Annotated in this window: 24 protein-coding genes and 1 tRNA gene; 10 read left to right on the plus strand and 15 right to left on the minus strand. The window is 61.6% G+C overall.

Translation table 11 applies throughout. The features are described 5' to 3' along the window. Nucleotides 1-9: 9 nt before the first annotated feature. A complete protein-coding gene (locus H0274_RS05525; RefSeq protein WP_226793838.1) occupies nt 10-1,221 on the minus strand; it encodes a saccharopine dehydrogenase family protein in 1,212 nt (403 codons plus the stop codon). A gap of 47 nt (nt 1,222-1,268) precedes the next feature. On the opposite strand from H0274_RS05525, the gene H0274_RS05530 reads away from it, so the two are divergent. Then, on the plus strand, nt 1,269-2,243 hold the full coding sequence (locus H0274_RS05530) for a threonine ammonia-lyase (RefSeq protein ID WP_226793841.1): 975 nt from the start codon (nt 1,269-1,271) through the stop codon (nt 2,241-2,243). A 73-nt stretch (nt 2,244-2,316) separates the two neighbouring features. Next, a complete protein-coding gene (locus H0274_RS05535; RefSeq protein ID WP_226793844.1) occupies nt 2,317-2,745 on the plus strand; it encodes an MAPEG family protein in 429 nt (142 codons plus the stop codon). Nucleotides 2,746-2,829: 84 nt separating this feature from the next. Here H0274_RS05535 and trxB read toward each other — a convergent pair whose 3' ends face one another. Continuing rightward, nucleotides 2,830-3,795 (minus strand): thioredoxin-disulfide reductase, encoded by a 966-nt coding sequence (trxB, locus tag H0274_RS05540; RefSeq protein WP_226793847.1) that lies wholly within the window; start codon nt 3,793-3,795, stop codon nt 2,830-2,832. A 205-nt stretch (nt 3,796-4,000) separates the two neighbouring features. Here trxB and H0274_RS15695 point away from each other — a divergent pair, with 205 nt between their 5' ends. Further along, entirely contained in the window at nt 4,001-5,563 is a 1,563-nt protein-coding gene (locus tag H0274_RS15695; RefSeq protein ID WP_226794450.1) for a class I adenylate-forming enzyme family protein, read from the plus strand. Here H0274_RS15695 and H0274_RS05550 read toward each other — a convergent pair. From H0274_RS05550 to H0274_RS05575, 6 genes are all read right to left on the minus strand, one after another. Continuing rightward, a tRNA-Met gene (locus tag H0274_RS05550) sits at nt 5,520-5,596 on the minus strand. The two genes, H0274_RS15695 and H0274_RS05550, sit on opposite strands and share 44 nt — an antisense overlap. Before the next feature lie 75 nt (nt 5,597-5,671). Continuing rightward, a complete protein-coding gene (locus tag H0274_RS05555) occupies nt 5,672-6,187 on the minus strand; it encodes a 2'-5' RNA ligase family protein (RefSeq protein ID WP_226793850.1) in 516 nt (171 codons plus the stop codon). A gap of 16 nt (nt 6,188-6,203) precedes the next feature. Beyond that, on the minus strand, nt 6,204-6,599 hold the full coding sequence (locus tag H0274_RS05560; protein WP_226793854.1) for a hypothetical protein: 396 nt from the start codon (nt 6,597-6,599) through the stop codon (nt 6,204-6,206). Between the two features lie 32 nt (nt 6,600-6,631). Next, nucleotides 6,632-7,618, minus strand: a complete 987-nt coding sequence (mltG, locus tag H0274_RS05565; protein WP_226793857.1) for an endolytic transglycosylase MltG — start codon at nt 7,616-7,618, stop codon at nt 6,632-6,634. Nucleotides 7,619-7,621: 3 nt separating this feature from the next. Then, on the minus strand, nt 7,622-8,884 hold the full coding sequence (gene fabF, locus H0274_RS05570) for a beta-ketoacyl-ACP synthase II (protein ID WP_226793860.1): 1,263 nt from the start codon (nt 8,882-8,884) through the stop codon (nt 7,622-7,624). 98 nt (nt 8,885-8,982) lie between these two features. Further along, nucleotides 8,983-9,219, minus strand: coding sequence for an acyl carrier protein (locus H0274_RS05575; RefSeq protein ID WP_054529543.1), 237 nt, complete (start codon nt 9,217-9,219; stop codon nt 8,983-8,985). A 371-nt stretch (nt 9,220-9,590) separates the two neighbouring features. Here H0274_RS05575 and H0274_RS05580 point away from each other — a divergent pair, with 371 nt between their 5' ends. Beyond that, entirely contained in the window at nt 9,591-10,709 is a 1,119-nt protein-coding gene (locus tag H0274_RS05580; protein ID WP_226793863.1) for an NADH:flavin oxidoreductase, read from the plus strand. Nucleotides 10,710-10,760: 51 nt separating this feature from the next. Here H0274_RS05580 and H0274_RS05585 read toward each other — a convergent pair whose 3' ends face one another. From H0274_RS05585 to aspS, 3 genes are read right to left on the minus strand one after another with little or no spacing between them, the layout of a single operon-like run. After that, nucleotides 10,761-11,660, minus strand: a complete 900-nt coding sequence (locus H0274_RS05585; protein ID WP_226793866.1) for a CHAD domain-containing protein — start codon at nt 11,658-11,660, stop codon at nt 10,761-10,763. A 31-nt stretch (nt 11,661-11,691) separates the two neighbouring features. Then, a complete protein-coding gene (locus H0274_RS05590; protein WP_226793869.1) occupies nt 11,692-12,630 on the minus strand; it encodes a tetratricopeptide repeat protein in 939 nt (312 codons plus the stop codon). A gap of 36 nt (nt 12,631-12,666) precedes the next feature. Further along, nucleotides 12,667-14,448: an aspartate--tRNA ligase gene (gene aspS, locus H0274_RS05595; RefSeq protein ID WP_226794451.1), complete on the minus strand. Its 1,782-nt coding sequence runs from the start codon at nt 14,446-14,448 to the stop codon at nt 12,667-12,669. Between the two features lie 167 nt (nt 14,449-14,615). Between aspS and rnd the strand changes: the two genes are divergently transcribed. From rnd to H0274_RS05610, 3 genes are read left to right on the plus strand one after another with little or no spacing between them, the layout of a single operon-like run. Continuing rightward, nucleotides 14,616-15,818, plus strand: coding sequence for a ribonuclease D (gene rnd, locus H0274_RS05600; RefSeq protein WP_226793872.1), 1,203 nt, complete (start codon nt 14,616-14,618; stop codon nt 15,816-15,818). Between the two features lie 12 nt (nt 15,819-15,830). Continuing rightward, complete coding sequence (locus tag H0274_RS05605) at nt 15,831-16,727, plus strand: hydrogen peroxide-inducible genes activator (RefSeq protein ID WP_226793875.1); 897 nt, start codon at nt 15,831-15,833, stop codon at nt 16,725-16,727. Nucleotides 16,728-16,758: 31 nt separating this feature from the next. Continuing rightward, nucleotides 16,759-17,274 (plus strand): DUF2721 domain-containing protein, encoded by a 516-nt coding sequence (locus H0274_RS05610; RefSeq protein WP_226793878.1) that lies wholly within the window; start codon nt 16,759-16,761, stop codon nt 17,272-17,274. A gap of 43 nt (nt 17,275-17,317) precedes the next feature. On the opposite strand, the gene pgsA is transcribed toward H0274_RS05610, so the two are convergent. After that, entirely contained in the window at nt 17,318-17,884 is a 567-nt protein-coding gene (gene pgsA, locus H0274_RS05615) for a CDP-diacylglycerol--glycerol-3-phosphate 3-phosphatidyltransferase (RefSeq protein WP_226793881.1), read from the minus strand. Between the two features lie 138 nt (nt 17,885-18,022). Between pgsA and H0274_RS05620 the strand changes: the two genes are divergently transcribed. Then, nucleotides 18,023-19,339 carry an MFS transporter gene (locus tag H0274_RS05620; RefSeq protein ID WP_226793884.1) on the plus strand — a complete coding sequence of 439 codons (1,317 nt, stop codon included), beginning with the start codon at nt 18,023-18,025 and terminating at the stop codon, nt 19,337-19,339. A gap of 24 nt (nt 19,340-19,363) precedes the next feature. On the opposite strand, the gene H0274_RS05625 is transcribed toward H0274_RS05620, so the two are convergent. Further along, nucleotides 19,364-19,507, minus strand: coding sequence for a hypothetical protein (locus H0274_RS05625; protein WP_226793887.1), 144 nt, complete (start codon nt 19,505-19,507; stop codon nt 19,364-19,366). Between the two features lie 282 nt (nt 19,508-19,789). On the opposite strand from H0274_RS05625, the gene H0274_RS05630 reads away from it, so the two are divergent. Next, on the plus strand, nt 19,790-21,481 hold the full coding sequence (locus tag H0274_RS05630) for a thiamine pyrophosphate-binding protein (RefSeq protein ID WP_226793890.1): 1,692 nt from the start codon (nt 19,790-19,792) through the stop codon (nt 21,479-21,481). A gap of 63 nt (nt 21,482-21,544) precedes the next feature. Here H0274_RS05630 and H0274_RS05635 read toward each other — a convergent pair whose 3' ends face one another. Together H0274_RS05635 and H0274_RS05640 are read right to left on the minus strand one after the other, a co-directional pair. Further along, nucleotides 21,545-21,715 carry a CsbD family protein gene (locus H0274_RS05635; RefSeq protein WP_226793893.1) on the minus strand — a complete coding sequence of 57 codons (171 nt, stop codon included), beginning with the start codon at nt 21,713-21,715 and terminating at the stop codon, nt 21,545-21,547. Nucleotides 21,716-21,795: 80 nt separating this feature from the next. Next, a complete protein-coding gene (locus H0274_RS05640; protein WP_226793895.1) occupies nt 21,796-22,203 on the minus strand; it encodes an EVE domain-containing protein in 408 nt (135 codons plus the stop codon). 163 nt (nt 22,204-22,366) lie between these two features. On the opposite strand from H0274_RS05640, the gene H0274_RS05645 reads away from it, so the two are divergent. Next, the gene (locus H0274_RS05645) at nt 22,367-24,055 is read left to right on the plus strand and encodes a putative bifunctional diguanylate cyclase/phosphodiesterase (RefSeq protein ID WP_226793898.1); all 1,689 of its coding nucleotides are present in this window, start codon (nt 22,367-22,369) and stop codon (nt 24,053-24,055) included. Nucleotides 24,056-24,127 lie beyond the last annotated feature (72 nt).

Genomic DNA, 24,127 nt, shown 5'->3' on the forward strand with positions numbered 1-24,127 from the left:
GCCGATTCCTCAGAAATCCACCGGACCGGAAAGCTCTTCCACGGTCCAGGGCAGGCCATGCTTATTGAGCATCTCCATGAAGGGATCGGGATCGAGTTGTTCGATATTGAACACGCCGTCTCCCTTCCAGATGCCCTGCACCATCAGCGCGCTGCCGATCATCGCCGGAACGCCGGTGGTGTAGCTGACGGCCTGATTGCCGGTTTCGGCAAAGGCATCTTCATGGTCGCAGATATTCTTGATGTAGAACGTCTTCTCGCCAGATCCGTCCAGCGCCTCGCCGGTGGCGATGCAGCCGATATTGGTCTTGCCCTTGGTGGTGGAACCAAGGCTGGCGGGCTCGGGCAGCACGGCCTTGAGGAACTGGAGAGGGATGATCTCCTTGCCCTCATAGATCACCGGATCGATCCGGGTCATACCGACATTCTGCAGCACGGTGAGATGCTTGATGTACTCGTCGCCGAAGGTCATCCAGAAGCGCGCGCGCTCCATCTCGGGCACGAACTTCGCGAGGCTTTCCAGCTCCTCGTGATACATCAGATACATGTTCTTGGGGCCCACCCCTTCAAAGTCGAATTCGACCTTGTTGGACATGGCGGGGGTTTCCACGAACTGGCCGTTCTCCCAGTGGCGGGCAGGCGCGGTCACTTCGCGGATGTTGATTTCCGGGTTGAAATTGGTGGCGAAGGCCTGGCCGTGATCGCCGCCATTGCAGTCCAGAATATCCAGCGTGCGGATGGTCTTCAGCTTGTGCTTCTTCAGCCACATGGTGAACACGCTGGTCACGCCCGGATCGAAGCCACTGCCCAGCAGCGCCATCAGCCCGGCTTCCTTGAAGCGGTCATGATAGGCCCACTGCCACTTATATTCGAACTTCGCCTCTTCCTTCGGCTCGTAATTGGCCGTGTCGAGATAACCGACGCCGGTCTCGAGGCAGGCATCCATGATGGTGAGATCCTGATAAGGCAGTGCCAGGTTCACCACCAGGCTGGGCCCGATCTGCCGGATCAACGCCGACAGCGCCGGAACGTCTTCCGCATCGATGGCATAGGTCGCCACGGTTTCGCCCGTGCGTTCCTTCACGCTCTGCGCGATGGCATCGCATTTGGACTTCGTGCGGCTCGCCAGATGGATTTCCGGAAAGATGCCGGCATTCATCGCCATCTTATGTACCGCGACCGAGCTGACACCGCCCGCGCCGATCACCAGGACCTTGCTCAAAACCTATCTCCTTTGCCGAAGCGTGATTGCGCATATAGATCGCTTGCATGACAGCACAACCGATGCACGCACCTTCCCATGACGGAACGGTCTCCGCAGCCGCCCGGATTGCGGAAATTCTGCCGCCCACGCCTCTGCTTCCGGTAGAGATAGAGGGCATTCCCTTGTGGGTGAAGGCTGAATGCCTCCAGCCCATCGGGGCATTCAAGATTCGCGGCGGCTGGAACCGGCTGAGCACGCTTTCACTGGAAGAGGCCAAGCGCGGTGTCGTGGGCGTCTCCAGCGGCAATCACGCGCAAGGCGTCGCATGGGCGGCGCGGCGATTGGGCATCCACGCCGCCATCGTGATGCCAAACGATGCTCCGCAAGTAAAACTCGCCAATGTGCGCGCTCTTGGGGCGGAAATAGTCCTGTATGATCGCCCAGGCGGAGAGGATCGAGACGCCATCGCCCGTGCCTTGTGCGAGGAGCGCGGGGCCACCTTCGTCCATGCCTATGGCGATGCCTGGGTGATCGAAGGCCAAGGCAGCGCGGGCATCGAGATCGCGGCCCAGATGGCGGAACGCGGAATCGCAGGTCCCACGCGGATCGTTGCCCCATGCGGCGGCGGCGGGCTGACCGCGGGCCTCGCCCTGGCCTGCCCCGACGCAGAGATCGTGCCGGTAGAGCCCGAAGGATGGGACGATGTCGCGCGTAGCCTCGCGGCAGGCAAAATCCTTTCGGTGGGCCCCAATCTACCCCCGACAGCCTGCGACGCATTGCAGACGCCCGCTACCTGGCCGATCAATTTCGCCGTACTGCAGCAGCGTGCCTCTCCCGGCCTTGCAGTGAGCGAAGCGGAGGTGCGCGCGGCGCAGCGTTTCGCCTTCTCCCATTTGCGGCTTGTTCTGGAACCCGGAGGATCGGTTGCGCTGGCGGCGGCCCTTGCCGGCAAGGTGGCGCTCGATCCCGGCACGGTCATCATGCTGACGGGCGGCAATGTTGACCCGGCGAGCTTTGCCAAAGTTCTGGAAAACGCCTGATTAGTTGCATTTGACAATCTAATGGGACCCATCCAGTCTCTGCCCGTCCTGGCAAGGGGAGGGGAGAGAAAGGATGGTAGGAATGGCGATCCTGCAGCCGGTGGTGGTGCTGGCCGCGTGGACGATGGTGATGTGCGCCTGGATGTATGCCACTCGCATTCCGGCAATGTCGGCTGCCAAGGTCGATCCGAACCGGCTGGCGACCGATCCCGAAGCAACGCTGGACCGCATCCTGCCGCCACAGATCCAGTGGAAAGCCCATAATTACAATCATCTGCATGAAGCACCTACGGTGTTCTATGCAATTGCCATCGTACTGGCGATCATCGGACAGGGCGATGGGTGGAACGCCTATTTCGGCTGGGTCTATGTCACCTTGCGGATCGCACATTCACTGGTGCAAGCCACCATCAACCGCGTGATCCTGCGCTTTGCCTTGTTCGTCGCCTCCACCCTCGCACTAGCCATTCTGATCCTGCACGCAGCGATAGCGGTGTTCTGAGGCAGATGATGTTGGCTCCTGCTCAGGCAGGAGCCTCTTTACATCCTGGAGTGAAGTCCCTGCCTGGCAGGAACTCGCTTGCACTCAGGCCCTGGTCTTGGCCTTCTCGAAATCGCGATGCGCAAGGAAGCGTTCGGCATCGAGCGCGGCCATGCAGCCCGTGCCCGCTGCGGTGATCGCTTGGCGGTAAGTGTGATCCATCACGTCACCGCAAGCGAATACGCCGGGAACAGAGGTCTTGGGCGTGCCTGGCTCCACCAGGAGATAGCCGCTTTCGTCCATGGGCAGCTTGCCCTTGAACAGTTCCGTAGCGGGCGCATGGCCGATAGCGACGAAGGCACCGTCCACTTCCAGCGTGCTCGTCTCACCGGTGACGGTGTCGGTCAGTTCAAGATGATGCAGCGTGCCGTTCTCGCCAGCCACGAAACGGGTGACGGCCTTGTTCCAGAGCGTGGAAATCTTGGAATTGGCGAACAGACGGTCCTGCAAGATCTTCTCGCTGCGCAATTCGTCCCGGCGGTGGATCAGAGTCACATCGTCAGAATGGTTGGTCAGATAGAGCGCCTCTTCCACGGCGGTATTGCCGCCGCCGATCACCGCCACCTTCTTGCCGCGATAGAAGAACCCGTCACAGGTTGCGCAAGCCGAAACGCCCTTGCCCGAGAGCGCATGTTCCCCTTCCACGCCGAGCCACTTCGCCTGAGCGCCCGTAGCGATCACCAGCACATCCCCGACATATTCATCGCCGCTGTCGCCAATCGCCTTGAACGGTGAACCACCGGAGATGTCGATGTCCACGATCGTGTCCCACATCATTCGGGTGCCGACATGCTCCGCCTGTGCCTGCATTTCCTGCATCAGCCAGGGGCCCTGAATCACTTCACGAAAGCCGGGGTAATTTTCCACATCTGTCGTGATCGTAAGTTGCCCGCCGGGCTGAAGCCCCTGCACCACGATCGGCTCCATCCCCGCACGCGCGCCATAGATGGCCGCGGAGAGACCCGCCGGGCCAGAACCGATGATCAGCATGCGTGTGGTGTGCGTCGCCATAATACCCTAGAATCCGTATGCCTGTTGCCTGCGGGGCATGTAGTGTTTCACTTGGCTCGCGACAATCTCAGTGCGGCTTGGGCTGGGGAAAGCTGCCCTGTACCCGTGGAGCGCCTGCTTCTCCCCCCTGCCCTCCTCTTGTCTCCCGACGCTCGAACGCGCACAGGTTGCGGACAGAACAGATGACAGGGAAGTGCCAGAGCCGATGCAGATCCTTCACCCCATTTATTCCCACAACCGCGAAAGGATCGCCGCCCGCGCAGGCCGCACGCTCATAACCTATGGCAGGCTGTGCGCCGATATCGACACGATGGCGCAATGGTTGCTGGATCAGGGGTTGCTTCCGGGCGACCGCGTGACGTTGCATCCCAACCACCTCGCCAATCCGAGCTATTGGGACTGGATTGCCCAGTTAGGGGCCATTCGGGCCGGGCTGGTTCATTCCACCGGCGACATACCGGCAGAAGTGACTGCAAGTGGCGCGATTGGCCCTCACGCCGCGGCTATCGGAAAAGTGGGAAAGCTGGCTCCCCACGCCGATCCGCGACTCAAGCTGGCCTTTGCCCCTGCAAGCAGTGCCCCATTGGCCCAGCAGATCCAGCTCAAGACGGCTCCTCGGGAACTCGCAGGACTGGAAGCGCAATCGGTACGTCTGCTCTCAACATCAGGCACCACAGGTACACCGAAGGTCGTGAAATGGGACGCCCCCCTCTTCGCGGGAAGGCTGGAACAGGTCCGCGAAACCGGCGACATCACTCCCGATACGATAATCCTGACGCTGCTGGGTCTCATCACTACCACCGGCCTGCGCTATCCCCTTGCTGCCTGGCAGATCGGCGCCACGGTCCTTCTTCCCACCATGGGCGAAGAACAGCCCAATTTCCCTGAGATCGCCGGCGCTTCCACTTTTCTGGCCTCCTCCCCATTTCGCATCCAGGAATTACTGTCTTTTGTGCCCGGCGAATGGCCCGGCAGCGACAAACGCGTAATCGAACTGTTCGGCGGACGGGTTCCGCCTTTGCTCCGCAAAGCCTTGCTGGCGAAATGCTGTACCAGCCTGCGGATGAGCTACGGTGCGACGGAGGTTGGCCGGGTGGCCGCCGGCGATGCCGCACTTGTGTCGCGCAATCCGGGTGCCGTCGGCATGACGGAGCCGGGTGTCACCGTTCAGATCGTGGATGCGGAAGGCATCGAGCGGCCAAGCGGCGAGCCCGGCATCGTGCGCCTGAAATCCGCCTTCATGTGTGACGGCTATCTCGGGCTTCCTCCTTTCCCAGGCCAGAAAGCTCCATTTCGCGACGGTTGGTTTTATCCCGGGGACATCGGTATTCTCTATCCCGACGGCCTTTTCGCGATAACGGGGCGCAGTTCGGAAACCATCAATCTTGCCGGGGCGAAACTCTCCCCCGTATTGCTGGAAGAACGGATCGGCAAACTACCGGAAGTGAAAGATAGCTGTGTGGTAGCCATGCAGCTGGATCACGGCGATGTGCTGGGCGTGGCGCTTGTGCTTCAGCCCGGCCAGGAGATTTCTCAAATCCGCGCGAAGATAGGCGCGGTTCTGCCCCCGCATATCTCTTTCGTCCTGTTCAACGCCCAGTCCATCCCCCGCAATGCCATGGGCCGTATTCCGCGGCAGGCAGTCGCACTCGAACTCACCAAGCGACTGCAACGCAAGGAAGCGACTCGGCAAGCGAGCTTAAACACCAATAATACTGATAGGATGGTAGCGGAGGAGGGACTCGAACCCCCGACACGCGGATTATGATTCCGCTGCTCTAACCGGCTGAGCTACTCCGCCCCAAGGTATGTGCCCTGTGGGCTACCCTCGCATCGCGTGGGCAGGCGGCGCATTTAGGTTGGAGTTTTCGGTTGGTCAACCGCGAAACGGATATTGTGCAATCTCTCCCCACAATCCGCCTTCCCAGACATAGAGACCAAAGCCCCTGAACCGGAATGCGCGGCGCTCCAAGGTCTTCCGCAGTTCCGCTTGCAAGGCGCGTGCAACTGCGGGCTGCACCTTGTTTTGCACGGTTATATGCAGCCGCAGCGGGTGGCTATCCTGTGCCGAAAGCAGGCCGTGAAGGCGTTCGGACATGAGATCATGCATGGCCACCATGCCGGGACTGTCCACATCCAGCGCAGTCCCACGACCCAGATTCATGATCCCGCTAATTCGTGCATCAGGCGCCCTTCCCCGGGAAAGGTCCGCCAGAAGCCGCCGAATCTCCCCCTCGGAAGAAGGCGGCAAGGCATGAAACAGGGTGACATGGGCACGCAGCCGATTGCGCTCCGGCGGATAATGCCGCCGCCGCAATCCGTCTGCCCAGCCCAGGATGTCCGGCGGCAGTTCAGCGGTGATCAGGAGCGGCGCGGATCTGATCTGGCCCACCCCTCACCCTGGATGATCAACCAAGAAAGCCGGGATCGGCTTCCATTGAACCGCAAGTGGAAAGAAGTTCGTCCACTGCCGCATTGAATCTGTCATCGTCCATGGCGTTGAGCGTTTCTACCAGGCTGTTGCTCACACTGATGAAATCGGGCTCGTGTCGCTCGTTAAAACCGTCGGGAAACCTTGAAGACAGAAAATCGTGCCAGGTCTCGGCCATGAAAGCAGCATATTCCGCTTCGTCCTCGGCATTCTCGGAATTTTCGCCCAGCAGGGAATAGATCGCCTCACAGGCGAGGCCCTGCTGATAGGCGGTCTCGGAATCGGGGGATGCCTGTTCTTGCCCCCAGGCCGGCCCAGACAGGGCAAGCAGCGCCGGCAAGGTGAGCGCGGCAAGACGGATACGGTCGATCATGGCCCTGTTTCCCCTGTCAGGCGCGGTGCGCCTCATTCAATTTCCCCCCGCTGGCGGCGCAGGGCGAACCAGCGGGCGACATTGGCGTTATGCTGCTGCAGCGTGTCGGCAAAGACGTGCCCCCCCTTGCCGTCCGCCACCATATAGAGTGCGCTGGTTTTCGCGGGCGACAACACCGCCTCGATCGATTCGCGTCCGGGATTGGTGATCGGCCCCTTGGGCAGCCCAACCATCGAGTAGGTGTTGTAATCGTTCACCGCGGCGATCTCCGACTGGAGAATGCGGCGGCCAAGCGGCTTGCCTCTGGTGATCGGGTAAATGATCGTCGGGTCAGCCTGCAGCAGCATGCCAGTGCGCAAACGGTTGGAATAGAGGCCCGCAACCATCTTGCGTTCTGAAGCAACGCCGGTTTCTTTCTCCACGATGGAGGCCAGGACCAGGGCTTCCCTAGGGCTTTTCACGACGGTGTCGGGGGAGCGTTTGTCCCATGCGTCAGCCAGTTCCTTCGCCATCGCCGCCTGCATCCGCTGGAGCACCGCAGTGCGGCTTTCACCACGCGCGAAATCATAGCTGTCGGGCAGGACAGAGCCTTCGGGTGGCACCGGAATGCTGCCGGTGAGCAGCTTTTCCGCCATCAGACGTTCGTAGACGAGGATAGACGGCATCCCTTCCGGGATCGTGACCATCCGCCGGATGACTTCGCCGTTCTGCAGGATCCCCATGATCCGCCGGGGGCTCGCGCCTGCAGGCAGCATGAATTCACCCGCCTTTATCGGTTCTTCGCTGGCAAAGAACTTGGCACGCAGGCGGAACGCATCGGCGGAAGAAATCGCGCCCTCTGCTTCCAGCCTGTCGACCACACCGTAAAGCGATGAGCCCGAAGGGACGAGGAAGCTGGTGTCCTTTTCCAGCGGGCCAGGGCCAAACCAACCCCAGCCGAACAGCGCCAGCGCCGCCGCCAGCACCAGCCCGATAGCCGCAAGCAGCTTCATCAGCGGGTTGCGGCGGCGCCGCGCCATGGATCAGTCTACCTGCTTCATCACCAGGCTGGCATTGGTACCGCCAAAGCCGAAGCTGTTGTTCAGCACCGCGCGCACCGGGCGCTTCTTGGCAGTATAGGGGACAAGATCCACACCCTCGCAACTCTCCGACGGATTATCGAGGTTGAGCGTGGGAGGCACGATCTGATCGCGCAGAGCCAGGATGCAGAAGATGCTCTCAACGGCACCAGCCCCGCCCAGAAGGTGACCAATGGCGGACTTGGTCGAGCTCATGGAGACATGGGACATCGCATCGCCAAACAGGCGGCGCACCGCGCCCAGTTCCAGTTCGTCACCCATCGGCGTCGATGTGCCGTGGGCGTTGATGTAGTCGATGTCGTCCGGCGTCACCCCGGCCTTGCGCAGCGCCATTTCCATGGAACGGAACGCACCCGAACCTTCCGGATGCGGCGCCGTGACATGATAGGCATCGCCCGACAGGCCATAGCCGACCACTTCGGCATAGATCTTCGCACCGCGCGCCTTGGCATGCTCATATTCCTCGAGCACCACCACGCCTGCGCCCTCGCCCATCACGAAGCCGTCGCGGTCCTTGTCATAAGGACGGCTGGCCTTTTCGGGCTGGTCGTTGAAATTGGTGGAAAGCGCGCGCGCTTGCGCAAAACCGGCAATACCGATGGGGCACACGGTGCTTTCCGCGCCGCCCGCCAGCATGATGTCGGCATCGCCATCCTTGATCATCCGCGCCGCGTCACCGATCGAATGCGCGCCGGTGGAGCAGGCGGTGACGACCGCATGGTTCGGCCCCATCAGGCCGTATTTGATCGAGACCTGACCCGAGATCAGGTTGATCAGGCGGCCGTGCACGAAGTGCGGGGAAACGCGGCTCGGGCCTTTTTCATAAAGGACGATCGATTCCTTCTCGATCCCCGGAAGGCCGCCAATGCCCGAACCGATGGAGCAGCCCGCGCGCAGGCGCGTTGCCTCGTCCATGTCCGTCAGCCCGGCATCCTCGATCGCCTGACCCGCAGCATCGATCCCGAACACAATGAATGGATCGACCTGCCGCTGGATCTTGTGATCGACGCGCTTGTCCGCGTCGAAACCCCAGGGATGATCGGCCGGCTTCACTTCGCAGGCAATCCGGCACTTCTGATCCGAAGCATCGAATTTGGTAATGGGGCCTGCCCCGCTCTTTCCGGCCAGGATGTTGGACCAGGTGGTCTCCACATCGGCCCCCAAGGGGGTCACGAGGCCAAGACCGGTAACAACCACACGACGCATATCACTCTCCAAAGTCACGAAAGGCCCAGCCTTTAACGGCTGAGCCTTCCATCCCCGTCACGTCCGGCGGGACCATACGCTAAGGGGTGTAAGGGCAATCAGCCCTTGTGATCTTCGATATACTTGTTGGCATCGCCGACAGTCGCGATCTTCTCAGCCGCATCGTCGGGAATTTCGACGCCGAATTCTTCTTCAAACGCCATCACCAGCTCGACGATGTCGAGGCTGTCAGCGCCCAGATCGTCGATGAAGCTGGCATCGGGCGTGACCTTGTCGGCTTCGACACCAAGGTGTTCGACAACGATCTTCTTCACGCGTTCGGCGGTATCGCTCATGGAAATCCCTCTCAAAGGAACATTTAATCTCGGCCTTCGCCCCTAAAGAAGCCCGCGCGCGCTGGCAAGAGGATAGGGTTCGCCTGACGGATCGGCACGGAGAAAGGCCGCGCAGCGCGGAAAAACCTTCATGGAAGCAAGGATTTCGCGCAGCCGCGCCTCGCCCTCGACTGTGGAGAGCTTCGCGCCGCATTCCCATGTCTGACGCAGACCGGGGTTTTCACCGGGGGATAGGTGCCCCGCACATGGAGTCGCACGACAGCGATTGCCAAGCGACGCTTCGCCGATGTGAAGCAATGGTTTGACCGGCCCGCCTTGATTGCGCGATGCAGCACCATAGCTTGCAATTCCCCCTCATGATGGAGCCTTGCATGTCCTCCGCTTCGAACAATGTTCTTTTCCGCCCCTTTTCGCTGAAATCGCTCAATCTCGATAATCGCATCGTGATGGCGCCGATGACTCGCGCCATGGCCCCCGGCGGCATCCCCGGCCCGGCCAACGCGGCCTATTACAGGCGTCGCGCGGAAGGCGGCGTGGGGCTGATCCTCTCGGAAGGCACGGTGATAGACCGCCCCGCCTCCCGCAATGATCCCAACATCCCCTTCTTCCACGGCGATGCTGCCCTGTCCGGCTGGAAGGGCGTGATCGACGCCGTTCACGAGGTCGGAGGCAAGATGGCGCCGCAGATCTGGCACACTGGCGCAACCATTACGCCCAGCGGATGGGAACCGGAGGCTCCCGTAGAAAGCCCTTCAGGCTTGCTCGCCCCGGGCAAGCCGCGCGGCAAGGCGATGAGCGAGGAGGACATCGCGGATACGATCGCCGCCTTTGCCAAGGCCGCCGCCGATGCCCAGCGGCTGGGTTTCGACACGGTCGAAATCCACGGCGCCCATGGTTATCTGATCGACGAATTCTTCTGGCCAGGCACCAATGAACGGACCGACCGCTATGGCGGGCCCACCATTACCGAACGCTCGCGCTTCGCGGCCGAGGTGGTCGCGGCGATCCGCGCTGCGGTAAGCGCAGATTTCCCCGTGATCCTACGCCTCAGCCAATGGAAGCAGCAGGATTACGCCACTCGCGTCGCCACCACGCCCAAGGAAATGGAGGAATGGCTCGCTCCGCTGGTTAGCGCGGGCGCGGATATTCTCCACTGCTCCCAGCGTCGCTTCTGGGAACCCGAGTTCCCCGAAATCGACGGCGAGAACGGCCTGAATTTCGCCGGCTGGGCCAAGAAGATCACGGGCGTCCCCACTATCAGCGTCGGCTCGGTCGGCCTCTCGGGCGAATTCTTCGGCGCCTTCGCCGGGCAGGGCTCGGAAGTCTCTCCGCTCGACAAGCTGGTAGAGCGGATGGAGCGCGACGAATTTGACCTGATCGCCGTCGGCCGCGCGCTGCTGACCGATCCCCAATGGGTCAACAAGGTGAAAACCGGCGATTTCGATCACCTGCGCGGCTTCCAAGCCGCTTCTCTCGCCGAACTGGCCTGATGCATTACCCTGGAGCGGGCGGCCAAGGCCGCTCGCTTTCATGGTGTGCCTCTAGTTCTTCGCGGCCTCCCAGTTCAGCCAGAGGGCGTGCCAGCGCTCGATAAAGGCATCTACGGTTTCAGCCAGCAGGCGCCCGCACAACAGGCGAGCGCGATCTTCCAGCACCTCGCTTTCGCGGGCGGCCAGCGCGAAGACCGGGGCAAGTTCCTCCCCAGTGCCGAAATGGATGCCGTCCTGCTCAAGCCGGGCGACGAACATCGCCAGATCGTGGTGCTGGCCAAGACCATGCGCAAGATCCTCCGCCACAGTGGCACGGGCGTCCATTTCCTCCGGCCACAGCGGGCGCAGCAGCCGGGCGTGGCACCAGTGATAGCGAACATGCTTGCGCAGCTCGTGGAAATCCTCGGGCCGCCGATCCTGCAAAGCGCGGGCGGTATCCGCCAGCATATGACCATAAGTGATCGCAGCGCCCTCCCCCGGCACCTGCCAGCCTTCCCCCTCGACAGTCCAGAGCGTGGCGCTCTGATCAAGCTGATCCAGCCGCTCGCGCGCATCGCGCAGAAGTTCCGCCACACCCTCGCCCTGCCGTTCCACTTCACGTTCCGAAGCGAGATGCCCGCAAATGCGCTTCAGCATCCCGCGCGCGGCATGGCCTTCGGCCTGCCGGGCAAGGAACTCCGCCGTATCGAGCATCACTTTCGCGTCGCGTGTGGCGGATAATGGCCGGGCGATGGCGCGGATGGCGGCATCGGCGTCGGCGAAATCGTCAAACCCGGTGCGGAACAGACGGATCAGCCCGCGCAGGGTCTTGCTGCGGCGACGGATTTCGTGGACGGCTCCGGGCGGTTCCCGATCCTCGATCGCGGCCACGGCTTCGGCAATCTGGCCGCGCGCGATGCGGCGCAGGGCATCGCCGAGAGTGCGATCCTCCACGCTCAGGCTGTAGCCCATGGACCCTGCCCAGCGGAGGAACGCCTCACCCTCATTCGCCCCAATGCTCCTGCAATTGCTGTTCCGCGCGATGCCTCCCCGCGATCCGGGCCAGACCCTGTTCGGGGTAATCATGGCCCGGCGAAAGCTGCAGCGCATAGCGATAATGTTCCGCCGCCAGATCGAGATCGCCACGCATTTCCGCGCATAGGCCACGGTTGAAGGCAATGGAAAGCTGGGCCGGGTCCGTTTCCGCCAGGCTTTCCCATTCGCCACAGGCCGCTTCCGGATCGGCGGGCGTAATCTTCACAGCCTGCTGGAACGCCTTGGCGGCCTCCCCTTTCAGCCCCTTGCGGCTTTCCATGACCCGGATCGCGCGGCGTTCGTGCAGCGGAGCGAGCTGGAAGCGCAGATCGCCGGCCACGCCATCGAGCAATTCTGCGACCGTGCTTTCCTCGGACTTCACATTGTCATCATCGCGGGGGCAATAGCTGAGCTGCTGCGAAGGCGCGCCATCGCGCGCATAGAGCTGTTCCCCGCGCCAGCTGACAAGCCTGAGCGAATAATTGAGGCTTATCGTGCGGCGCAGGCAACGAGCGTCCACTTCCTTGTGTTCGACGCATTTCTTGCTGTTCTGCTCGTCATATTTGGCGCAGCGCTTGCGCTTCAGCGTTATGTCCTCGAAGCGGGTCTGGGCTGTAGCGGTGCCCCGCAGCACAGCGTCCACCTCCCCGCCGCCGCGCCCGGGCAGGATGACGAACCACGGGCGACCGTCCACTTCAACTCCGCGCAGCTGATCCTCAATGCGGATCGACAGCGCGGGGCCATCGACACCGCCGAAATTCTCCACGGCAATGCTGTTCACGCCCGCCGCAGCGTCAGCTCCCGCCGGATAGGTGCCCGTGATAAAAAGCGATTCAGCCTGCAAGGGCGCGGCAAAACTCCACGCGGCAAGCGCGGCGATCCAACCGGCCCAGCCCCCGATACGCAAACCGACCTCCTCCGTTCCGTCAGGAACGGAGGGCTATCACTGCTTGGGCTGCTCCACAATGCGGATGCCCAGCTCGCGCAGCTGCTTCGGCTCAGCCGGAGTCGGCGCCCCCATCAGCAAATCTTCTGCTCGCTGGTTCATCGGGAACAGAGCCACTTCGCGCAGATTCTGCGCGCCGCACAGCAGCATCACGATACGGTCCACACCGGCGGCCATGCCACCATGCGGCGGGGCGCCATACTGGAATGCACGGTAAAGGCCGCCAAAGCGCTCCTCCACGTCCTGCTTGGTCAGGCCGACCATTTCGAAGGCCTTGATCATCAGTTCAGGCGACTGGTTACGGATCGAGCCCGAGGCGATTTCATAGCCGTTACAGACCAGATCGTACTGATAGGCCTTGATCGTCAGCGGGTCCTGATTGGTCAGCGCATCCATCCCGCCCTGCGGCATCGAGAACGGGTTATGCGCGAAATCGACTTTCTTGTTGTCCTCGTCCCATTCATAGAATGGGAAATCGATGATCCAGCACAGTTCGTAACGGTCACGGTCGATCAGGTCGAGCTGTTCGCCCACGCGGATGCGGGCCAAGCCGGCGAGCTTGGCCGCCTGTTCTTCCTTACCGGCCGCGAAGAACACGCCGTCATTCGGGCCGAGGCCCAGAGCCTCGATCAGCGCCGCGGTCTTTTCCTCGCCGTGGTTCTTGGCGATCGGGCCGCCGGGGACGCCATCCTTGATGTTGATATAGCCAAGGCCGGAGAAGCCCTCGCCCCGCGCCCAGTTGTTCATGTCGTCAAAGAACTTCCGGCTGCCTGCGCCTGCACCCGGGGCCGGGATTGCACGGATCACCCCGCCATTGCCGACGATGCTTGCAAAGATGCCGAAGCCCGATTCCACGAAGTGCTCGGTCACATCCTTGACGATCAGCGGGTTCCGCAGATCGGGCTTGTCCGAACCGTAATCCAGCATTGCCTGGGCATGCGGAATGCGGCGGAACTCCCCGGCGGGCGTCACCGGCTTGCCTTCGGCGAAATCGGCGAACACGCTCTGGAGCACCGGCTCCATCGTCTCCCAGATTTCTTCCTGGGTTACGAAGCTCATTTCAAGGTCGAGCTGGTAGAACTCGCCCGGCAGACGGTCAGCGCGGGGATCTTCGTCGCGGAAGCAGGGGGCGATCTGGAAGTAGCGGTCGAAACCCGCGACCATCAGCAGCTGCTTGTACTGCTGCGGTGCCTGCGGCAGCGCGTAGAACTGCCCCTGATGAATACGGCTGGGCACCAGGAAGTCGCGCGCGCCTTCAGGGCTGGAGGCAGTGAGGATCGGCGTCGCATATTCCGTGAAGCCGATGGCTTCCATCTTGCGGCGCATGTCCGAAATGATCTTCGTGCGCTTCACGATATTGGCGTGCAGCGTTTCGCGGCGCAGATCGAGGAAGCGATAACGCAGGCGGATTTCCTCGGGATATTCCTGCTCGCCCGCAACCGGCAACGGCAGTTCTTCCGCGCGGCTCTGCACAATCGCCTCGCGTGCGAAAACCTCGATCTCACCAGTGGGGAGATTGGGGTTCACGGTGCCGGCGCTGCGAGCCTTCACTTCGCCATCGATAGTGACGACGCTTTCCAGACGCAGCCCGTCCAGAAGCTTGAGCGCGGGGCTGTCCTCATCGGCGACGATCTGGGTGATGCCGTAGTGGTCGCGCAGATCGACGAACAGAACGCCGCCATGATCGCGCTTGCGATGCACCCAGCCTGAAAGGCGCACGGTCTCGCCGACATTCGCGCTCGAAAGCGCCGCGCAGGTGTGGGAACGATAGAGGTGCATCGAATCTCTTTCCATTCGGCCATCAATAAGGCAGGGGGAAGCCGCGGCCCGAGGGTCAGCCAGCCGGGCTGGCCCTTGAGGCGAAGGCCGCCATTTTGTCAAGCCGCAGGCCCCTGAAGGGGCCACCAGCCAGGTCTCCCGTAAGGGAACCGAAAAGAAATGTCGCAATGAAGATACACGACCTGATTACGACGACCGAAGAACTGGCCGCCCTGTGCGAACGCTTCGCCAAAGCGGAATTCGTCACCGTCGATACCGAGTTCATGCGCGAGAACACCTATTGGCCCGAATTGTGCCTGGTGCAGATCGCCGATGACAAGGAAGCCGCCGCCATCGATCCGATGGCTCCCGGCATCGACCTGGGCCCGCTTCTGGAACTTCTCACCGAAAATGAGGATGTTCTGAAAGTATTTCACGCCGGCAGCCAGGATGTGGAAATCATCTACAACCTCACCGGCAAGACCCCGCATCCCATATTCGACACTCAGATTGCCATGATGGCGATCAGCCAGTCCGAACAGATCGGCTATGCCAATCTGGTGGAAGCCTGGATGGGTACCCAGATCGACAAGGGCGCGCGCTTTACCGATTGGGGCCGCCGCCCGCTGACCGAACGGCAGATCGAATATGCCATCGGCGACGTAACCTATCTCTCCAGGATTTTTCCCCGCATCCTGAAAAAGCTGATCAAGACAGGGCGCGGCGTCTGGCTGAATGCCGAAATGGAAAAGCTGGCCGATCCGGAAAATTACCGCAACGATCCAAGCCAACTCTGGCGCCGCATCCGCGCGCCTTCCCGCAATGCACAGGTACTTGGCCGGTTGAAAGAACTGGCAGCATGGCGCGAAGTGGAAGCGCAGGACAAGAACATTCCGAGAGGCCGCATCATGCGTGACGAAACGCTGGCGGACCTCGCCAGCCATCCGCCAAAATCGCAGGAAGACCTGGCCAAGGTCCGCGGCCTATCTGGTGCATGGCGGGAAAACGAGATCGGCAAGCGCCTGATGCGTATCCTCAAGAACGCCGAACCTCTGCCGCAGGACGAAATGCCTGAAAAGCCGCAACGCGGCGCGCCGCTGGGCAAGGAAGGCGCTCTCGTGGCCGATCTGCTCAAGCTGCTGCTGAAGATCCGCGCACGCGAGATCGACGTCGCCGCACGCCTGCTCACCCGTTCCGACGAGCTGGAACTGCTCGCCGCTGGTCTGCGCGACCTGCCGATCTTGGATGGCTGGCGCTATGAAGTGTTCGGCCGCGATGCTTTGGAACTGGTGGAAGGCCGCCTTGCCTTCGCAGTCGAAAAAGGCCGGCTGAAGATGACGCGGGTGGAACAGGTAACCGTAGCGATCGAAGCCGAGCAGGAAGCAGAGTGACAAAGGACTAGGATGAGCACCTATCTGCCCACCATCAAGCAGCTGCAATATCTGGTTGCGCTGCATGAGCATGCCCATTTCGGGCGCGCGGCGGATAGTTGCTTCGTCTCCCAATCAACGCTTTCCGCCGGCATTCGCGAGCTGGAATCGCTGCTGGGCGTGACTCTGGTGGAGCGCAGCCGCCGCGTGGTGCGCTTCACCCCCCTGGGCAATGCGGTGGTCGAAAAGGCGCACCGCCTGCTGCGCGAGGCGGAGGAACTGGCCGATCTGGTGCAATCGGCAGGCAAGCCGCTGGCGGGCGAATTGCGCATGAGCGTGATCCCCACCATCGCGCCTTTCCTGCTTCCCCGCATTCTGCCGCGCCTGCGCAAGGAGCGCCCGCAGCTCAAGCTGTTCCTGCGAGAGGAACCCAGCGCGGCGGCAATCGAATCCCTCCATCACGGGCGCGCCGATTGCGTGCTGCTCGCCCTGCCCTTCGCCACTGGCGAGGTGGAGATCGAATCGCTCGGGCGAGACAGGCTTTACGTTGCCTTCCCCGAAAACGATCCGCGCGATCCCCCTGCCGAAATTCCCCCAGCCCTGATCGACGAAGGGCGCCTGTTGCTGCTGGAGGACGGGCACTGCCTGAAGGAACACGCGCTGGCCGCCTGCAATCGGCCCGAACTGCGTGCCAGCGCGACGATGATCGGCACGTCGCTCCACACGCTGGTGCAAATGGTGGATAATGGCTTGGGGGTTACCATTGTGCCGGAAATGGCGATCGAGGCAGGCATACTCCACGGCACGCATGTGGTCGCCCGTCCGCTCAAATCGCCTAATGCCAGCCGTGAAGTCGCTCTGGTGTGGCGCCGCAATTCCCCCCGTTCCGACGAATTCCGCCTGCTGGCCGAGGAACTTCGCGTCGGTTGAACCCCGCGAGCGCCGGGGCTAGGAACCGCGCGTGGAACTTCATTTCGCCTCAGCTACCCTCGCGGGGGAATTGCTCGCCCGCACTTCCAGTACGGCGCGCGTACAGGAGATGGTGCAGCTTTCGCTCACCCCAGCCTTCCTGCTTGCCGCGATCGGGGCCTATCTCAACGTTATGAACCAGCGCCTGACCTGGATCGTCGAACGGGTGCATCTGCTGGAACAGCGCGAGGAACACGAGATTCCCGATGAGGAGATCGAGCAACTGCCCGTGCTGCGCAAGCGCCGGAAGTTCGCCCATATCTCGATCAATTTCTGCACCGCTGCGGCGCTGCTGATCTGTCTTGTGGTGAGCCTCATGTTCATCAGCGCCTTTATAAAACCGCCGCTTGGCACCTATGTGGCCCTGTGCTGGATCGCGGCGATGGCGATGGTATTCGGCGGGTTGCTGTCATTCCTCATGGAAACGCGCCTTGCCACCCGTTCGCTTGACGACACGCGGCGCATTTCCCGCAAGATCGAGATGAAGGATAGTGAAAGAGGGGACTGATCCTACGCCGGGTACCGGTCTAGCCGTTCAATCCCAGCACCGTTCAATCCATGTGCTTGATGCCGACGCGCAGATAATCCCAACCGGTAACCACCGTCAAAATCGCCGCACCCCACAGGCTTAGCAGGCCGACCTGGTGAATCCAGAGCTGCCCGGGCAGTGCCCCCGCAAGGATCAGCGCGCCCAGCGCGACGAGCTGGAATGTCGTCTTCCACTTGGCGAGCTTGGATACAGGCATTGAAACCTGCAGCCCGCCCAGGAATTCCCGCAGGCCCGAAACCGCAATCTCTCGCACAAGAATGACAAGCCCGGCGATCACGTGGAAATCGCCCAAATACTCGCCCCGCAGCCCGCCTTGAGCGGTCAGCACCAGGATCACCACCGCCACCATGATCTTGTCGGCAATGGGATCAAGGAAGATGCCCAGCTTGGAAACCGTACCACTGGACCGCGCGAGATAGCCGTCGAAATAATCCGTAATGCCCATAAGGCAGTAAAGGAGAAAGGCGAGGCCGTAACCGCTCTGCCAGTTCGGCCACCATAGCAGGAAGGCCAGAAGGGGCAGCGCCACGATGCGCGACAGGGTCAGGAGATTGGGCAGCGAAAGCATGACGTGTGCCCCCTTAGAGCCTCCAGCAGACTTGTGCCAGAGCCGCCGTGCAAGTCAGGAAAATGCCTTTTGCCCCTTGCCCGCCCCGGACATGCCGTTAGAGGTCCATCGCAACACGAGGTTGCTTGCCGGGGCTGAATGACGACCACACCGCATCTGCTAAGGCAAAGGCGCTTCCTGCCGCTTTTCGTCACGCAACTGCTCAACGCCTTCAATGACAATCTGTACAAGAACGCCATGGTGCTGTTCGTCGTGTACAGCGTCTATAATTCCGAGGCGGCCGAGGCGCAGTTCAGCGCCATCGCATCGGGGTTGTTTATCCTGCCCTTCTTCCTGCTTTCCGCCCTATCCGGGCAACTGGCCGACATGCGGGACAAGGCCCGCATCATTCGCACGGTAAAGCTGGCGGAAATCTTCATCATGCTGTGCGGTGCCACGGGGCTTGTGCTCGCCTGGCACGGAACCCTGACGCATGTGCTGGCGATCCCGCTGATGCTGGCCGCTCTGTTCGCCATGGGGATCCATTCGACCTTCTTCGGGCCGATCAAATATGCGATCCTGCCCCAGCATCTGCAGAAGGACGAAGTGCTGGCTGGCACCGGGCTGGTGGAAGCCGGAACCTATATCGCAATCCTGTTCGGCACGATCCTGGCGGGCTGGATTCCGGTTGAATGGGCCGCAGTCTGCGTGGTCTTCACCGCACTGGTCGGTTATCTGACCAGCCGTCAGGTGCCTCCGGCCGAGCCCGTAGGTGAAAAGCAGGCGATAGACCGGCATATTTTGCGATCGTCCATCAAGCTGATCCGCGACACCATGCATGAACGCGAGGTATTCCTGGCGATCATGGCGATCAGCTTCTTCTGGACCATAGGGGCCGTGCTGTTCATCCAGTTCCCCCCGCTGGCCAAGAACGTGCTGCTTGCCTCCAAGGAAGTGGCAAGCCTGTTTCTGGTGATGTTCTCCATCGGGGTCGCGGCTGGATCGGTATCCATCAATGCGCTGCTCAAGGGGCGGGTGTCGGCACGCTATGCCCCGGCCTCCGTCATCGCGATGGGCGTGTTCGTGGCCGGTTTCTGGATGGTCTGCCGCGCCTGGCAGGCCGGGACTACCGGGACGGACCTGATGGATGTCTCGGAATTCCTCTCGCACCCATTGGCCTTTGCCGTGCTGGGCATGCTGCTGCTGATCGCCATTGCAGGCGGCATGTTCGTCGTGCCGCTCTATGCATTCCTCACCACCAAGGTCGATCCGGGTCAGGCGGCGCGGACGATCGCGGCGAACAATATCGTCAATTCCGGCGCCATGGTTGCAGGCTCACTGCTGGCCGTGGGGCTGAGCGCGCTCAACGTGCCGCTGACGGAGCAGGTGCTGCTGAGCGGCGGTATGTGCCTGATTTCGGCCTGGCTCGGCTATGTACTCTACAAGGCCGAGAAACAGGGCTGCGGAAAAGCCTGAGGGCCGGCCTCCCGGCCCCGATTGTCAGGCGATGAAGGTGCCCACGGCCACAAAGCAGGCGCAATAGGCCAGCACGAACTGCCGCAGGCCATCCGTTGCTGCCAAGCCCTGCATGCCGTGGCTCTCGCCGGCCCATTCGCCCTTGCTGGCGACTTCTCCCCCGCTCACCACGCGAATCTCCCTCCCCGGCCTGATGGGCCCGCCGCCTCGCGTTACATGAGGCGGAAGGCTTGCCCGGAACGGATGGCGGGCGGTTTCATCGGTGAGGACCAGGCTGCGTCGCATCAGGTTTTCTTAACCTGATAGTAACCATATGGAAGCCGACCTTATCCTCTGTCGCAAGACGGGACATGCCCACTCTCGGATATTTCCTCTCATTCTTCCCGGCACGCGCCGCGCGATGCAATCAGGGTTCTTCCCCTTGGGCGGGACTGGCCCTAAAGAACGGTAATGAATGAAACCATCTCGCTGAATCCCTCCTCGCCGAACCCATCGCTCAGCGCCGCGCGCCTGCTTGTCGATTGTCTCGTCGCACAGGGTTGCGACCGGATCTTCACCGTGCCGGGGGAAAGCTTCCTGCCCGTACTGGACGCGCTGCATGACACCGAATCGATCCACACCGTCACCTGCCGCCAGGAAGGGGGCGCCGCCTTCATGGCCTGTGCCGATGGATCGATCACAGGCAAGCCCGGCGTGTGCTTCGTTACTCGCGGACCGGGGGCGACCAATGCCAGCATCGGCGTACATGTGGCGATGCAGGATTCACAGCCGCTGATCCTCTTCGTGGGCGATGTCGATTCCACCATGCGCGACCGAGAGGGCTTTCAGGAAATGGACTTCGCGGCCTTTTTCGGCCCGATTTCAAAATGGGCAGTGCGGATCGACGATCCCGCGCGCATCCCGGAATATATCGCCCGTGCCTATTCGGTCGCGATGGCCGGTCGCCCCGGCCCGGTGGTTCTGGCACTGCCGGAAGACATGCTGAGTATGGCCGTTTCCGGCCCAGCCCCCCGGCCTGCCGTTATCCGTCCGGCCCAACCGCCTTGTGGCGATGCCCTGAACGCCATGCTCGGGTTGATCGCGGACGCGGCCGCCCCGGTGGCGATCGTCGGTGGCGCGGGCTGGAACGCCAAGGCACGCGAATATTTCACCCAATTCGCCGAACGCATCGGCATTCCGGTGGCCACGGCTTTCCGCCGACAGGATGCGATTTCGCCCTCCTCTCCGGTCTATGCCGGCAATCTGGGCTATGGCCCCAATTCCCGGCTGGTGGAACGAATCAAGGCAGCGGATCTGGTGCTGGTGGTCGGCGCGCGGCTCGGCGAAGCGACCACGGACGGCTACGAACTGGTGACGCCTGAACACCCCGGCCAGATCCTGATCCATGTTCATCCCGACCCGGAGGAACTGGGCCGAGTCTATCGCACAGATCTTCCGATTTGCGCTGACATGGCCGAATTCGCGGAAGCTGCGGCCCTGTGGTGTGAGGACGAGATCATTCTCTTCGATGCCGGGGCAGAAGCCCATGCCGAATGGGAAGCCTTCAGCACGCCGGGTACAGACGGTACCGCTCTGGACCTTGCGCGCTGCCTCGCCACATTGCGCGAGGTGCTGCCCGCCGATACCGCGATCTGCAACGGGGCAGGCAATTTCTCCGGCTGGTGGCACCGTTACTGGCACTATGAGGGCTTCCCGTCCCAGCTTGCGCCAACCTGCGGCGCAATGGGCTATGGAGTGCCCGCCGCCGTTGCCGCGAAGCTCCGAATGCCGGAACGCATGGTGCTGGCCGTGGCCGGTGACGGGGATTTCATGATGAACGGGCAGGAACTGGCTACTGCCGCCCAATATGGCGTGGACCTGTTGGTGATCGTGGTCGACAATTCTACATACGGCACCATCCGCATGCATCAGGAACGGGAGTTCCCCGGCCGTATTTCAGCAACCAAACTGGTCAATCCTGACTTCGCCGCCCTCGCCCGCGCATATGGGGGATGGGCCGCGCGGGTGGAAAAGACGGAAGAATTCGCACCCGCCCTCGCCGAGGCGACCAGCCTCAAGGGCCTGCGCTTGCTGCATCTGGTAACCGACATCGAACGGCTCAATGCAGCCGGGACGACAGTAACCTCACTACGCTCCCGCTGATCGACCGATGGAAAAGGCCGCCTCCAAGGCGGCCTTTTCGTTATCAATCCAGGCGACGCGGCGTCAGATCTTGTCGCCCAGCGCGCCCTTGATCTTACCTACCAGATTCTGCGCTTCGCCTTTGCGCTCCTGCAGCTTGCCTTCGGCCCGTTTAGCGGGATCGGAAGAATGCTGCTTCGCCTTGCCGACGATCTCGTTGGTGATGCCTTTGGCCTTATCGGTCAGTTCACCCATCGAAGGTCTCCTCTATTGTGCGGCTCAACCGGCCGCCCTGAAAAGGAAACGATCCCAAATGGTGTACAGTTCCGAATTTATCACTCTGAAAGAGAAAGAATTTTCTTCCACTCCTCTGGTCGCACCTCAGCCACGGACAGGCGTGAAAGACGCACGAGTTCCATATCGGCCAGTTCAGGCAATGCCTTGATCTGCTTGAGGGTAACGGGCTTTGCCAGCTTGCGCAGGGGCTTCACTTTTACGGCAGCCCATTTGCCTTCCGGATCGGTCGGATCGGTCAACCCTGAGACGCTGATCGTCACGATGCCGACGATCTCAAGTCCGATATTGGAATGGTAGAAGAAGGCCTGATCCCCAACCTGCATCGCACGCAGATTGTTGGCGGCACGGTGGTTGCGCACTCCGTCCCAGGTGCCCTCCCCTTCGGCTACGAGATCATCCCAGCTGTAAGCATCGGGTTCGGACTTCATCAGCCACATTCGCGCCATCGCATTTCTCCTAATTCGCTGCGCCGCGCATATCGCCTCACACCCCTTCTGACCACAGGCCGGGTCACCCATCTGCCCGGCCCGATTGCGAAAAACAGCCTTGTTAACCTAATTTTCAGTGCGTTGGGGGATAGGAGGCTCGCAAAAAGCAGGGACGTTGCACTTGTATTCGAGCAGCAATACGATCGGCGGCAGCAATCGCGAGCCACTCGGCCATGCCGAGCGGGATGTTGTCGCACTCGGCATCGCGGTTGCCGCGCTGATCCTGTTCGTGGGTACGGGCGGAACGGTTTTACCTCAGATCGTGAGCACCTGGTTGGGCCACGCTCAAAATCCCGACGTTATCCTTTCCAACGCCTTATTGCTGAACATCGCACTGATCATTTTCGGCTGGCGGCGTTATGCCCAGCTTTCGCGCGAAGTGGCGGAACGCCGCAGTGCAGAGGAAAAGGCTCACCAGCTCGCCCAGACCGATGCGCTGACCGGCCTGCTCAACCGCCGTTGCTTCATTCCGGCCGCAGCAAAGCTGGTGGCAGATGTGGCCGAGACGAACCAGGGCGCGGCGGTGCTGATGATCGATCTCGACAATTTCAAGCAGATCAATGATGTCCACGGCCATAAGGCCGGTGACATCGCGCTGACCGAAGTGGCGCGCCGGATGGAAGCCTTGCTGCCGGTCACCGGGATCGTCGCTCGCCTTGGGGGTGACGAATTCGCCTGCGTGGTGCCTTATGAGCGCCGCCTGCCCGACAAGCTGGACCAGCTCGCCGCCAGCCTGATCGAAGCGGTGCGCGCGCCCATCCGGATCGAGAATAAGGAAGTCGAGGCAGCCCTTTCCATCGGCATAGCCCGCACCATCGAGAATCCCGATCCCGCAGCGGCCGAAGATTGCGCCCAATCGCTACTGCATCATGCCGATATCGCGATGTATCATGCAAAGAAGCGCGGCCATAACGGCTACGCATGGTTCGAACCGACGATGGAAAGCGAACTGCGCTTCCGCCATGAATTGGAAACGGGCATCCGCGCAGGCATTCCCAAGGGCGAATTCGTTCCGTTCTACGAACAGCAGATAGACCTCGTGACCGGCGATCTGGTTGGCTTTGAGATGCTGGCCCGCTGGAATTCGCCGCAATTCGGCCTTGTAAGCCCCGAGATTTTCATCCCCATCTCGGAAGAGATCGGCGTTATCGCCGAGCTTTCGGAACATCTGATCCAGCAGGCGCTGCAGGATGCGCAGAAGTGGGATCCCAATCTCACCTTGTCGATCAACATTTCCCCACTGCAATTGCGTGATCCCTGGTTCTCGCAGAAGCTCCTGCGGCTGCTGGTGGAAAGCGGCTTTCCCCCGCACCGGCTGGACATCGAAATCACCGAAAGCTGCCTGCACGAGAATATCGGCGTGGTCCGTTCCGTCGTCACCAGTCTGAAGAATCAGGGCGTACAAATCAGCCTGGACGATTTCGGCACCGGATATTCCAGCCTGGCCCAGCTCCGCTCGCTTCCCTTCGACCGGTTGAAGATCGACCGCAGCTTCGTGACCGAACTCGCCCATGAAGGCGCAAATGCCAAAATCGTGGAAGCCATCGTTTCACTCGGGCGCGGTTTCGATCTCCCGATGACTGCCGAAGGCATCGAGAATGCCGAAGTGCTGAAGGTGTTGCGCACCATGGGCCAGCTCAAGGGCCAAGGCTATCTCTATGGCCGGCCGGAAGATGCGAGCAAGACCTTCGCTCGCCTGAAGGAAAAGCGCCTGCTTGCCCCGGAAGTGCAGGAAGCCGCCGACCGAGCCGATGCGCTTGCAGTTCAGATCAACACGATTTCCGAGAAGGAACATCACGCAATGGGATGATTGGGCAGAACAGGCTATATGAACCTTCAGCCCCGACCTTCTCTTGCTTCACCTCTATTCCCTCCGGACGGA

Source organism: Fulverythrobacter ferritrahens (assembly GCF_020539485.1).
In the GTDB taxonomy this organism is placed as follows: Bacteria; Pseudomonadota; Alphaproteobacteria; order Sphingomonadales; family Sphingomonadaceae; genus Andeanibacterium; species Andeanibacterium ferritrahens.

What these genes read in the sequence shown, in the direction of transcription:
- H0274_RS05640 (WP_226793895.1), bottom strand. Translation starts at nt 22,203, where the DNA reads ATGGCGCGAATGTGGCTGATGAAGTCCGAACCCGATGCTTACAGCTGG.
- H0274_RS05630 (WP_226793890.1), top strand. Translation starts at nt 19,790, where the DNA reads ATGAATGAAACCATCTCGCTGAATCCCTCCTCGCCGAACCCATCGCTC.
- rnd (WP_226793872.1), top strand. Translation starts at nt 14,616, where the DNA reads ATGAAGATACACGACCTGATTACGACGACCGAAGAACTGGCCGCCCTG.
- H0274_RS05635 (WP_226793893.1), bottom strand. Translation starts at nt 21,715, where the DNA reads ATGGGTGAACTGACCGATAAGGCCAAAGGCATCACCAACGAGATCGTC.
- H0274_RS05535 (WP_226793844.1), top strand. Translation starts at nt 2,317, where the DNA reads ATGGTAGGAATGGCGATCCTGCAGCCGGTGGTGGTGCTGGCCGCGTGG.
- pgsA (WP_226793881.1), bottom strand. Translation starts at nt 17,884, where the DNA reads ATGCTTTCGCTGCCCAATCTCCTGACCCTGTCGCGCATCGTGGCGCTG.
- H0274_RS05575 (WP_054529543.1), bottom strand. Translation starts at nt 9,219, where the DNA reads ATGAGCGATACCGCCGAACGCGTGAAGAAGATCGTTGTCGAACACCTT.
- aspS (WP_226794451.1), bottom strand. Translation starts at nt 14,448, where the DNA reads ATGCACCTCTATCGTTCCCACACCTGCGCGGCGCTTTCGAGCGCGAAT.
- H0274_RS05620 (WP_226793884.1), top strand. Translation starts at nt 18,023, where the DNA reads ATGACGACCACACCGCATCTGCTAAGGCAAAGGCGCTTCCTGCCGCTT.
- H0274_RS05580 (WP_226793863.1), top strand. Translation starts at nt 9,591, where the DNA reads ATGTCCTCCGCTTCGAACAATGTTCTTTTCCGCCCCTTTTCGCTGAAA.
- fabF (WP_226793860.1), bottom strand. Translation starts at nt 8,884, where the DNA reads ATGCGTCGTGTGGTTGTTACCGGTCTTGGCCTCGTGACCCCCTTGGGG.
- H0274_RS05585 (WP_226793866.1), bottom strand. Translation starts at nt 11,660, where the DNA reads ATGGGCTACAGCCTGAGCGTGGAGGATCGCACTCTCGGCGATGCCCTG.
- H0274_RS05530 (WP_226793841.1), top strand. Translation starts at nt 1,269, where the DNA reads ATGACAGCACAACCGATGCACGCACCTTCCCATGACGGAACGGTCTCC.
- H0274_RS05605 (WP_226793875.1), top strand. Translation starts at nt 15,831, where the DNA reads ATGAGCACCTATCTGCCCACCATCAAGCAGCTGCAATATCTGGTTGCG.
- H0274_RS05560 (WP_226793854.1), bottom strand. Translation starts at nt 6,599, where the DNA reads ATGATCGACCGTATCCGTCTTGCCGCGCTCACCTTGCCGGCGCTGCTT.
- trxB (WP_226793847.1), bottom strand. Translation starts at nt 3,795, where the DNA reads ATGGCGACGCACACCACACGCATGCTGATCATCGGTTCTGGCCCGGCG.
- mltG (WP_226793857.1), bottom strand. Translation starts at nt 7,618, where the DNA reads ATGGCGCGGCGCCGCCGCAACCCGCTGATGAAGCTGCTTGCGGCTATC.
- H0274_RS15695 (WP_226794450.1), top strand. Translation starts at nt 4,001, where the DNA reads ATGCAGATCCTTCACCCCATTTATTCCCACAACCGCGAAAGGATCGCC.